This window comes from Nonomuraea sp. NPDC050202 (genome assembly GCF_040656115.1).
Classification (GTDB): Bacteria; Actinomycetota; Actinomycetes; order Streptosporangiales; family Streptosporangiaceae; genus Nonomuraea.
In genome coordinates this window covers 41,163-51,933 of the sequence record NZ_JBFALF010000043.1, presented here as the reverse complement: position 1 = coordinate 51,933, position 10,771 = coordinate 41,163, and the positions used below count along the sequence as shown (strand labels likewise).

Genomic DNA, 10,771 nt, shown 5'->3' with positions numbered 1-10,771 from the left:
GGGCCGGCGGCAGGCGTTGTTCCTCCCCGGACGGTCATGCGTGCCCATCCGGTGCCGCTCGGCGGCTCCGGCCGCGCCCCGGCGCCCGGGCCCCGCTCGCGTCCGGTCCGGAGAGCTTCGTGACGTCGCCGGACCTGGAGGTGTCGTAGCCGCCCAGCGAGGAGATCCTGTCACGCAGGGCAGGCGTGCGTAGTGCGGCGATGAGATGGGCGGCCGAGTCGAGGGCGTGCCCGGCCAGCCCGATGTCGAAGTCCTCCCAGGCCAGGGGGATGAACTCGAGGTCCAGGTCGGCCGCGGCCGAGCGGACCGCGAGGCCGGCGTGGACGGTGCCGGTGGCCACGGCCAGGGCGACCTCGAGATGGGAGCCCACCTGCGGTCCGCGCAGGCCGTCCGGGTCGTGACCGGCGGCCAGGAGCAGCCGGTCCAGGAGGATCCGGGTTCCGGTGCCGGGGCGCCGGGTGGCGACGCGCCGCGCCGCGAGGTCGGCGATGCCGGTGATGCGGTCGGGGTTGCCCGGCGGCACGATCAGGCCCTGCTCGCGCCGCCAGAGGTGGATCAGGTGCGGTTCCAGGCCGCGGAGCATGCCGAGCACGAAGGGCGCGTTGTAGGCGCCGGTGTGGTGCAGCAGGTGGATCGCGGCGCCGTCGGCGTGGCCCTGGCGCACCGCGCTGAGCCCGGCGATGCTGCCCTCGCGCGTGACGATGCTCAGCCTTCCGTCCAGCGCGCCGGTGAGGAGGTCGAGGGCGGGATCGTCGCTGCCGGCGAGGGTGAGGACCGAGTCCACGTGCAGGAACCGCCGGGCGGCGAGCGCGGCGCCGGGGGTCACGCGGGCCCGGCGGCGGTCGGCCAGCTCCAGCACTCCGGCGTCGGCCAGCCGGCGCTGTGCCCGGCTGACGGTGGAGGCCGTGGTGTGCCACTGCCGGGCGAGATCGCGGATGCCCGGCAGCTCGTCCCCGGGGTGGAGGGTCCCCGCGATGATCCGGTGAGCGAGGTCGGTGCAGATTTCCCGGTATCGGGTCACGTTCCGGTAATTTACCGGCTGGTCTGCCGAGCCGCCGCGCCGCGATCCCCCAGCCCGGTCAGTCGTCGGTGTAGCCGTACGGGGGCGTGATCGGCCTGCCCTCGGCGAAGCGGCCGGGGGAGAAGGCGGAGACGTCCACCGTCTGCGGCTCGCCCAGGGCCAGCTCGGACAGCGCGCGGCCGACCGCCGGGCAGATCTTGAAGCCCATCCCGGAGAAGCCCGCCGCGACGATCAGGCCCTCGATCCCGGCCACCGGGCCCAGCATCGGCCGGGCATCGGGCGACATGTCGTAGATGCCGGTCACGCCGCGGGTGATGCCGGACTCGGCGAGGGCGGGGACGCGGCGCGCGGCTCGCCCGACCATCTCCACCACGTTCGCCTCACCGGGCACCTGGGGAAAGTCGTCGGGGTCGATCCCGGCACGCGGGCCGACGAAGTCGCCGAGCAGCAGGTTCCCGCCCGGCTCCGGGCGGAAGTACGTACGGGTGCCCGAGTCGATGCACGCCACCCGGGAAGCCGGCCCGTCCGGGCCGTCCCGCAGGACCGCCACCTCGTGGTACTCGGCCTCGATGGGCAGGTCCGCACCCACCGTCCCGAGCAGCGGACGGGTCCAGGCCCCGGTGGCGAGGATGACGAGATCGGCCGTGAGGTCGCCCTCGGCGGTGCGCACCCCGCGGACCCGGCCGCCGCCGTCGGCGAGGAGCGAGCGCACGGGGGTGTTGGGACGGTAGGCGACGCCCAGCTCCCGCGCCCGGGACAGGAAGTCGCCCGCCACGACGGCGCCGTCGCCGTAGCCGGCCCGGGGCTCGTACGCGGCGGCGACCACGTCGTCGAGCTGCCAGCGCGGCTCCAGCTCCAGCAGGTCGCCGGCCGTGATCACCTCTGCCTCGGCGCCGCACGCCTGCTGCATCTCGACGTTCTTGCGCAGCAGGTCGGCCTCGCCGGGCGAGACGATGCGGACGAACCCGCACTCGCGGAACACCGGTGGCCGGCCGACCCGTTCCGGCCACTCGCGGAAGAAGGCGAGGCTGTCCACCGCCAGGCGTACTTCCGGCTCGAACGTGTAGTGCATCCGGACGAGGGCCGACGAGCGGCTGCTCATGCCCTCGCCCGCGTGTCGCGCGTCGACGACGGTGACGGAACGCACCCCGCGTTCGGCAAGGTGGAACGCGGTAGACGCCCCCATGACGCCGGCACCGACGACGATGACCTCGGGCACTGCTCAAAACCTCCAGAGAGAGACGGATTATGCGAGGACCTTGGACAGGAACGCCTTCGTGCGCTCCTCCTTCGGGGCCACCAGGCATTCCCCCGGCGGGCCGGACTCGATGATGACGCCCCCGCCGAGCATGGCGACGGTGTCGGCGACCTCCTTGGCGAACCCGATCTCGTGCGTGGCCACGATCATGGTCATGCCCTGCCGGGCGAGGTCCTTCATGACGTCGAGCACCTCGCCGACCAGCTCGGGATCGAGCGCCGAGGTCGGCTCGTCGAACAGCATGACGTGCGGCTTCATCGCCAGGGCGCGCGCGATGGCCACCCGCTGCTGCTGCCCGCCCGAGAGCTGCGCCGGGTAGGCGTCGAGCTTGTCGCGCAGGCCGACCCGGGTCAGCAGCCGCTCGGCCTCCGCCTCGGCTCGCTCGCGCGACAGGCCGAGCACCCGCCTGGGGCCCAGCATCACGTTCTCCAGCGCGGTCATGTGCGGGAACAGGTTGAAGCGCTGGAACACCATGCCGATGCGGGCCCGCTGCCGGCACAGCTCCGCCTCCGTCATCTCGTGCAGCCGGCCGCCGGCCTCGCGCAGCCCGACCCGCCGGCCCTCCACCTCCAGCAGCCCCGAGTCCACCCGCTCCAGCGCGTTGACGCAGCGCAGCAGGGTGGACTTGCCGCTGCCTGAAGGGCCGAGCAGGACGAGCGTCTGCCGCGGGTGAACCGTGAGGTCGACGCCCCGCAGCACGTCGGCGGAGCCGAACCACTTCCACACCTGCTCCGCGCGGACCATCGGCTCGCCGTCCACGTGATCGGGCGCCGTCCCGTAGCCCGCCGGGGCCGTGGCCCGGGCCTTGGCCCGCGCGGCCGCGCGGCGGCGCGCCCGGCGTTCGTGCGCGGCGGACGGCTTGACGCCGAACCCGCGGCCGAAGTACCGCTCCACGTAGTGCTGGCCGATGCTCAGGATCGAGGTCAGCAGCAGGTACCACAGCGACGCCACGACCAACAGCGGCATGATCTTGAAGTTCTGCTGGTAGATCTGCTGGACGCTGGTCATCAGGTCCCGCCCGGAGATGACCGAGACCAGCGCGGTCATCTTGAGCATCGAGATGGCCTCGTTGCCGAGCGTCGGGATCAGCACCCGCATGGCCTGCGGCAGGATCACGAACCGCATTCTGCGGGCCGAGGACATGCCGAGCGACATGGCCGCCTCCCGCTGCCCGCCGTCGACCGAGATGATCGCCGCACGGACGAGCTCGGCGCAGTAGGCCGCCTCGTTCGTGGCCAGCGCCAGCACCGCCGCGGTGGCAGCGCCGATGAGCGAGCTCGTGGGCACCGAGCCGAAGACGACGCCGGTGAGCGGGATCCCGAGGAAGAGGTTCGGGTAGAGCGCGCCCAGGAATCCCCAGAAGATGATCTGGACCAGCAGGGGCGTGCCCCGGAAGAACCAGATGTAGCCCCAGGCGACGGCGGAGAGCACGCGATTGTCCGACAGGCGCATCACGGCGAGCAGCACGCCACCGGCGATGCCGATGCCCATGGCCACGAGGGTCAGCTCGACGGTGACCGCGAGCCCGTGCAGGATCGAGGGCGCGAACAGGTACTGCCTGATCGAGGCGACGTCGAGGTTGGGGTTGTGCCACAACGACCAGCCGAGGGCGAACAGGAGGTACGCGACGAGCGCCGCCGCGGCCCAGCGGCCGTACCGGCGGACCGGCACCACGGCAACGGGAGGCGGCCGCTTCCCGGTGGGGGCGGGGACTGTGTCAGCGGGTGCCAAGGAGGTCACAACACTTTCTCTTTCTCGCGGGACGGGCGCCCTAGTCGGTCCCCTGGTTGATCTCCGCCTTGGTCAGCGCGATGTTCTCCACACCGTACTTGGAGAGGATCTTCAGGTAGGTCCCGTCGTCCATCAGCGCCTGCAGCGCCTTCTGCAGCGCCGTCAGGAGCGCGGTGTCCGACTTGGGGACACCGATGCCTTCGATGCCGCCGCCGAACTCCTCGGTGATCGAGGGGGCGTCGACCAGCTCGAACGCGTTCCCGTTCTCGAAGGTCTTGACGGCGTACGCGGCGGCGGAGGTGGCCTGCACGCGGGCCACCGCCTTGCCGCTCTTGATGGCCAGGAAGGCCTCGCTGTCACCGGGGAACGCCAGGACCGTGACGCCGGCCTTGCCCTGCGACTCGAACCGCTTGCTCAGCTTGCCGATCGCGGCCTGCTCCGAGGTGGAGCTCTGCACCGCGACGGTCTTGCCGGACAGGTCGGTGACGTCCTTCATGCCCTGCGGGTTGCCCTTGGCGACCAGCAGGGAGTAGCCGTCCTTGGCGTAGTCGACGAAGCTCAGCGACTCGCGCCGCTTGGGGGTGTCGAAGATGCCCGCCATGACGATGTCGGCCTTGCCTGCCAGGACGGCGGGGATCATGCTGTCGAAGGCCGTCTGGTCGAAGGAGGCCTTGACGCCGAGCTTGGCGGCCAGCGCCTGGGAGAGGTCGTAGTCGATGCCCGTCGGCTGCCGGCCGCCGGCCGTCGTGTACATCTCCCAGGGCGGATAGGGGATGTTGCTGGCCACCCGGATGACGCCGGCCGACTTGATCCGTTCGGGCAGCAGGTCGTGCAGGGCGGAGTCGGCCGCCGGCGTCGCGGCGGCCGGGGCGGTGCTCCCCTGGCCGCCCGCCTCGGGGGCGGGCGGGTCGGCGGCCAGGGCGCATCCGCCCAGCGTGACGACCATCGCCACCACGCTCAGGAACGTCTTGCGTCGTGCTCTCATCAGTGTGCTCCAACCGGTATCAGGGACGACGCCAGGTCCCGCATGAGGACGGAGCTGTCGTCGGCGGACTCCACGTCCGCCAGGGCTGCCAGCAGCCGGGGGATCGACGCGGGCTCCAGCCGGCCGGCGGCCAGCCAGGAGAACTTGTCCCGCATCTCGTCAAGGGTCCAGCCGGGCTCGGGGTAGAGGACGTGGTCGACCCGGCCCGACGACAGCACGGTGCCGTCGGTCAGCGTGACGGTGACCACGGCGGAGTCGCTGCCCTCCGGGTCGTTGACCTCCGAGAGGTAGTAGCGGCGGGTGAGGTCGTCCGTCACCACCACGTCGATGCGCCGGCACAGCTCGGTGATCTCCGGCGAGCCCAGGCGCGCGTCCGCCACCTGCTCAGGCCCGACCCGGCCGTCCACCAGCATGGCCGCCACCGGCCAGGCCAGGTTGAACTGGGCTTCCTCGGTGGTCCTCGGCAGCCGCGTGCCCAGCCGCGCGGCGTCGGGGTAGGTCTCGATGACGACGCGGGCGACCGACTCGGCCGGCAGCGGGTGCTCCGTCCGCAGCTTCTCGACCGCGAGCAGCGCGGGGTGGGTCCAGGCGCAGCTGGAGTACCGCTTCCAGGTGATGCCGCGGGGCAGGTAGTAGTCGCTGCCCAGGTCCGCCACGTACGGGTCGAAGCGCTCCTGGTCGAGGCTGGGCTCGATCCCGGTGAAGCCGCGCCGGGCGAGATCCGCTGCCAGCAGGCCGGTGAGCGCGCCGAAGCCGACGCCGTGCTTGACCATGCCGGGGGTGTCGATGGCGCGCATCATCGGCAGGTCGGGGGAGTCGTACTCGGCGATGCCCAGCGCGTGGCGCGTGATGTCCTCGTCGAGCCCGTGAACGTGGCACGCGATCGCGGCGCAGGCCACCGCGCCCCACGACCCGCAGGCCCGGTAGGTGCGCTCCGCCGAGTGGACCGCGCTCTGGTCGTGGTTGACGCAGCGGCCGGCGCGGAAGGCGATCTCGTACCCGACGACGATCGCGGTGATCAGCTCGCGCCCGCTGAGTCGCAGCTCCTCGGCCAGGGCGAGCGCGGTGGGGACGACCTGGGCGCCGGGGTGGCCCCAGGTGTAGATGCCGCAGTCGTCGATGTCCACGGCGTTGGCCGCGACCGCGTTGGCGAAGGCGGCGCCGCCCGTGGCCAGCGGGCTCCCGCTGACGATCGACGTGGCGGTTCCGGCGGGCCACCAGGCACGCGCGAGGTCGTCGGCGACGCGCGCTGACGTGGACGCCCGGCCGGCGAGCATGGCCGCGAGCGTGTCGATCAGGCACATCACGGCCCGGTCGATCACCTCGCGGGGCAACTGTTCCCACGTGAGCTCGGTGATGAAGTCCGCCGCCGGGGAATCGCCGCGCATCCAGGCCGGGCCCGCGCTCCGGAGATCATCACGAAACGGCGCCGACATTTGTTACTCCAATGTTTCTGAAGGTATATCTTTGATGCGGGAAACAATTTCATTCGCCACAATGGCTTGTCAAGAAACGTCCTACCTTGTATTTGCGGAGAGCCGGAAGAGTGAAAATGCCTGTAGAAGCAAGTACCACCGCCCCGCCGGCTCCGGACGCCGCGAAGGAGGCGGCGAAGGAGGAGGCGGCGCTGGCTCTGCTCTGGAGCGCCGTCCACGCCCCCGGCGGCCAGGCGCCGTTCTGCCGCCGGTGCGGGGCGCACCGCTCGTTCCACCGGGTCTCGCGACGGCGCGCGTACGCGTGCGACAGTTGCGGCGCGCACGTCTACCCCGCCTCCACCACGCCGTTCGCCGGCTCTCCCGTGCCGCTCGCGGCCTGGCTCGACGCCGTCGTGATCATGCTGGACTCCCCGGGCAAGGCCCGCCCGAACCGGGTGGCGGGGGCGCTGGGCGTCGACTACCGGCGGGCCTGGCGGATGACGCGGCGCATCGACGAGGTGCTCCAGGCGGGCGGCGACGGCGCCGCCCTGCTGCGCAGGCTGGCAGGCCTGTGGAAGGAGCAGGGCCACACCCGGCCCGGCCGGGCCCCCGACCCGGGCAGCCCGGAGGACCGCATCAGGATCGCGGCGTGCCGGCTCATGGCCCAGCGCGGCATCGAGGCGACCCGCATCGCCGACATCGCCCGCGAGGCCGGGGTGTCGAACGCCAGCATCCACTATTACTTCAGGAGCAAGGACGAGGCGCTGCTGGCGGCCTTCCGCTGGGCGGGCGACCAGTTGCACGTGACCCTGCAGCGCCTGCTCGACGAGAACGTGAGCACCGTCGGCCAGCTTCGCCACCTGCTGGAGCTCAGTATCCCCGGCGACCAGGGCACCTTCGAGGAGTACCTGCTGTGGCTGGAGGTGTGGGCGCGGGTCAGGCGCCATTCGGCCTTCCTCGACGAGTGCGTCCGGATGTCGCGCAGGTGGGCGGACGCGGTGCTGAAGGTGTTCGCCGCGGGCGTGCGGGACGGGACGTTCACGCCGGTCGCGCCGCTCACCGAGGTGTGCGAGCGCTACGTCGCCATCGCCGAGAGCCTGGCCGTGCGCAACACCCTCGGCTACAGCGACATGTCGGCGGAGACGGCACGGCGGCTGCTCGCCCGGTTCACGGCCGAGCAACTCGGCGTGCCGGCCGGGCTGCTCGAACCCGGCCCGCGCTGAATCGACGTACTTGGCCCGACCGTCATTTTCTCGCCGGGAAATACCACTTCGCGCGCGGCGCATTACTTTCCTTGACACCGCCGCGCCGCCGTGCCGACAATCCTGCAATTGCCCGGAGGAGACGGAACGGAACTCGCATGCCTGATTCACGCCGCGGCGCGGCGGACGTCGTCGTGCTCGACGCCTCGGTGCTCACCATGGACCCGGCGCTGCCGCACGCGGCGGCGCTGGCGATCACCGGCGGCAGGATCAGCCACGTCGGAGGCCGGAACGAGGTGGCCGAGCTGATCGGCCCTGACACCGACGTGATCGAGGCGGGCGGGCGCGTCGCGTGCCCCGGATTCGTCGACATTCACACGCACACCGATCTCGACCTTTTCCGGGACCCGGCACACCTGCTTTTCAAGAATTACCTCATGCAGGGGATAACCACGGTTCTCGCCGGCAACTGCGGAATGGCGGAGATGGCGCCCGGAGAGCTCCTCGCCCGGCTGGACGCGCGGCCTCCCGCGGTCAATTTCGGCACGCTCGCCGGGCACGGGTACGTACGCGACGCCTGCGGGATCCCGGCCGGCCTCGAAGAGCTCTCCGACGAGCAGATCCAGGCCATGCGGGGCGTGCTCGGCAAGGCGATGGCGGACGGCGCGTTCGGCATGTCGACCGGGCTCGAGTACATCCCCGGCCTGTCCTCCCGCACGGCGGAGCTGATCGCCTGCGCCACGGTCGTGGCCGAGCACGGCGGCTGCTACGCCAGCCACATGCGCAGCGAGGGCGACCACCTGCTCGCCGCCGTCGAGGAGGCCATCAGGATCGGCCGCGACTCGGGCGCCCGCGTCCAGCTCTCCCACCTCAAGACGGACGGCGCGTGCAACTGGTGGAAGACCGAGGCGGTGATCGCCGCCATCGAGGCGGCCCGCGCGGACGGCATCGACGTGGCGGGGGACCAGTACCCGTACCAGTTCTTCGGCTGGAACCCCTCCATCTTCATCCCCGGCGAGCACCTGGCGGCAGGCAGGCCGACCCTGGTCGGCACCTACCTGCGCGACCCCGGCCGCCGCCGGCTGATCAAGGACGGCATCGTCGACCGCATCACCCGCTACCACGGCGGGGACGGCGAGCTGGTCGTGGTCTTCGACTGGACCGACGGGGCCGGACAGCGGTGGCAGGGGGTGACGCTGGCGGCGATCCTGACCGCGCGCGGCCGCACCCCGTCACCGGAGGCGCTCGCGGAGCTCATCCTGGAGATGCTGCCCGACGAGCGTGCCGACGCCGTCATGGGGAGCGACCTGAGCACGAGTGATGACGCCGTCCGCCGCTACCTCTCCCTGCCGTACCTGGCCGTCTGCACCGACGGGTTCAACCAGCCGTGGCTGGCTCCGTGCCATCCGCGCAGCTACGGCGCCTTTCCGAAGGTGCTGGGCGAGTACGTGCGCGACAAGCGGGCGCTGCCGCTGGAGAGCGCGCTCATGAAGATGACCTCCCTGCCCGCCTCGCTGATGGGGCTGGCGGACCGGGGAGTCCTGCGGGCCGGTCTGCGGGCCGACGTCGTGGTGTTCGACGAGGCGACCGTGGGGGAGAGGGCGACGTTCGGCGCGCCCGCCGCGCCGGCCGGCATCGATTTCGTGCTCGTCAACGGGGTGGTCGTGGTCGACCGCCGGGCGGGCGGCGACGGGTTCCGCCTGGAGGACGGCTCGCCGGGCGGCGGCCCCGGGATGGTGCTGCGCCGTCCGGTGCCGGACGGGCGCGGCTGACGCGGCTCGAACGTGCGGGTCGCGCTGGATGGGCGCGGCCGGCGCGGCTCGAACGTGCGGGTCGCGCTGGATGGGCGCGGCCGGCGCGGCTCGAACGTGCGGGTCGCGCTGGATGGACGTGGCCGGCGCGGCTCGAACGTGCGGGCCATGCCGGACGGGCGTGGCCGGCGCGGCTCGAACGTGCGGGCCATGCCGGACGGGCGTGGCCGGCGCGGCTTGCGCCTGCTCGCGGTGGCGATCGCCGGGACCGGCGGCCTCGACCGCTGCACCGCTACCCGTTGTGGCCGGCGAGATCCGACAGCAGCCGCATCCCCGGCCCGTCGACCGAGCGCGCGTCGGCGCTGAGGGCGACGACGGCGGCCCGCCGCTCGGGGATCACGGCCAGCAGCGAGCGGTAGCCGCCGGTGCCGCCGTTGTGGAACAGCACCCGCGGGCCTTCCTTGTCCTGCGCTCTGTCCATCGACAGCCACCCCGGATGAGCGGTCGAGATCTTGCTGAGGGGATGCCCGGTGGCCCTGGTCAGCGCGACGGCCTCGGCGATCTCCGCCGGGCCGTCCCCGAACGAGGCCCTGGCCAGCCGCAGCAGGTCGGGCACGGTGGAGTGCAGCCCGCCCGCCCCCGCCAGGGCCGCCAGCCGCCAGCCCGGACGGGGCCGGCCGAAGCGGGAGTGCCCGGGGGTGAGCCGCCCGGCGCGCTCGCCGTCGAGCGTCACCCGCGTGTCCGCCAGGCCGAGCGGGCGGCAGATCTCGCGCTGGACCAGCTCGTCGTAGTCCAGCCCCGCGTGCCGTGCCAGCGCCAGGCCGAGGAGCCCCGCGCCGAGGTTGGAGTAGCGGAACCGGCTTCCCGGAACGGACCTCAGCCGCGTCCGTTCCAGCCCGTTCAGCAGCATCTCCTCGGTGCAGCCGGCGTAGGGGTCGGAGGAGAACATGCCCTGCGGCATCAGCCCCTTCGGCAGCCTGGGCAGGCCGGAGGTGTGGCAGGCCAGGTGCCCGAGCTCGATCTGCCTGCCGTCCCGCAGCGGCACGGCGGCGCCGTCCGGCAGCAGCTCGCTTACGGGCTGGTCGAGGGCGACCTCGCCGCGCCCGGCCAGCCTGGCCAGCGTCAGCGCGGTGAACGTCTTGCTGATCGAGCCGATCTCGAACAGGGTGCGCGGGCCGGCCCCGTGCGTGGCGGTCTCCTCGCCGCGGATCGCGCCGACCGCGACGGCGCCCCGCCGCCGGGCGGCCAGCTGCTCGACCGTGCGGCGGACGAGGACGTCCAGGGGCGCGCCGGTGGCGCCGGTGTGATCGGTCACGGCGTCAATGTTGGTTGACATCGGCTCGGCCTGTCAATCTCGGTCCCGCACGTTTTTTGGACTTGCGGGTCCATTTTTGCCGCCGCATGATGA

8 protein-coding genes and 1 pseudogene are annotated in these 10,771 nt (G+C 72.4%); 2 read left to right on the top strand and 7 right to left on the bottom strand.

Annotation, left to right across the window (positions count from 1 at the left end; translation table 11 throughout):
• Window positions 1-34 precede the first annotated feature (34 nt).
• The 6 genes and pseudogenes from AB0I79_RS54105 to AB0I79_RS54080 form a co-directional block, all read right to left on the bottom strand.
• The gene (locus tag AB0I79_RS54105; protein WP_357892078.1) at window positions 35-1,021 is read right to left on the bottom strand and encodes a substrate-binding domain-containing protein; all 987 of its coding nucleotides are present in this window, start codon (window positions 1,019-1,021) and stop codon (window positions 35-37) included.
• A gap of 58 nt (window positions 1,022-1,079) precedes the next feature.
• Window positions 1,080-2,240, bottom strand: a complete 1,161-nt coding sequence (locus AB0I79_RS54100; protein ID WP_357892075.1) for an FAD-binding oxidoreductase — start codon at window positions 2,238-2,240, stop codon at window positions 1,080-1,082.
• 27 nt (window positions 2,241-2,267) lie between these two features.
• Window positions 2,268-3,023 (bottom strand): amino acid ABC transporter ATP-binding protein, encoded by a 756-nt coding sequence (locus tag AB0I79_RS54095; RefSeq protein ID WP_357892159.1) that lies wholly within the window; start codon window positions 3,021-3,023, stop codon window positions 2,268-2,270.
• A gap of 153 nt (window positions 3,024-3,176) precedes the next feature.
• Window positions 3,177-3,950 (bottom strand): annotated as a pseudogene (locus tag AB0I79_RS54090) (amino acid ABC transporter permease); the annotation flags it as partial.
• A 100-nt stretch (window positions 3,951-4,050) separates the two neighbouring features.
• Window positions 4,051-4,995, bottom strand: a complete 945-nt coding sequence (locus tag AB0I79_RS54085) for an ABC transporter substrate-binding protein (protein ID WP_357892072.1) — start codon at window positions 4,993-4,995, stop codon at window positions 4,051-4,053.
• Complete coding sequence (locus AB0I79_RS54080; RefSeq protein ID WP_357892069.1) at window positions 4,995-6,383, bottom strand: MmgE/PrpD family protein; 1,389 nt, start codon at window positions 6,381-6,383, stop codon at window positions 4,995-4,997. Before AB0I79_RS54080 ends, AB0I79_RS54085 begins: the two co-directional genes overlap by 1 nt.
• Window positions 6,384-6,547: 164 nt before the next feature.
• On the opposite strand from AB0I79_RS54080, the gene AB0I79_RS54075 reads away from it, so the two are divergent.
• The gene (locus AB0I79_RS54075) at window positions 6,548-7,633 is read left to right on the top strand and encodes a TetR/AcrR family transcriptional regulator (protein ID WP_357892066.1); all 1,086 of its coding nucleotides are present in this window, start codon (window positions 6,548-6,550) and stop codon (window positions 7,631-7,633) included.
• Between the two features lie 137 nt (window positions 7,634-7,770).
• Complete coding sequence (locus AB0I79_RS54070) at window positions 7,771-9,384, top strand: amidohydrolase family protein (protein ID WP_357892063.1); 1,614 nt, start codon at window positions 7,771-7,773, stop codon at window positions 9,382-9,384.
• A gap of 271 nt (window positions 9,385-9,655) precedes the next feature.
• On the opposite strand, the gene AB0I79_RS54065 is transcribed toward AB0I79_RS54070, so the two are convergent.
• A complete protein-coding gene (locus tag AB0I79_RS54065; protein WP_357892060.1) occupies window positions 9,656-10,678 on the bottom strand; it encodes a serine hydrolase domain-containing protein in 1,023 nt (340 codons plus the stop codon).
• Window positions 10,679-10,771 lie beyond the last annotated feature (93 nt).

Bases quoted from the DNA above. Each gene is read 5' to 3' on its own strand.
- AB0I79_RS54075 (WP_357892066.1), top strand. From the start codon at position 6,548: ATGCCTGTAGAAGCAAGTACCACCGCCCCGCCGGCTCCGGACGCCGCG.
- AB0I79_RS54080 (WP_357892069.1), bottom strand. From the start codon at position 6,383: ATGCGCGGCGATTCCCCGGCGGCGGACTTCATCACCGAGCTCACGTGG.
- AB0I79_RS54070 (WP_357892063.1), top strand. From the start codon at position 7,771: ATGCCTGATTCACGCCGCGGCGCGGCGGACGTCGTCGTGCTCGACGCC.
- AB0I79_RS54085 (WP_357892072.1), bottom strand. From the start codon at position 4,995: ATGAGAGCACGACGCAAGACGTTCCTGAGCGTGGTGGCGATGGTCGTC.
- AB0I79_RS54095 (WP_357892159.1), bottom strand. From the start codon at position 3,023: ATGGTCCGCGCGGAGCAGGTGTGGAAGTGGTTCGGCTCCGCCGACGTG.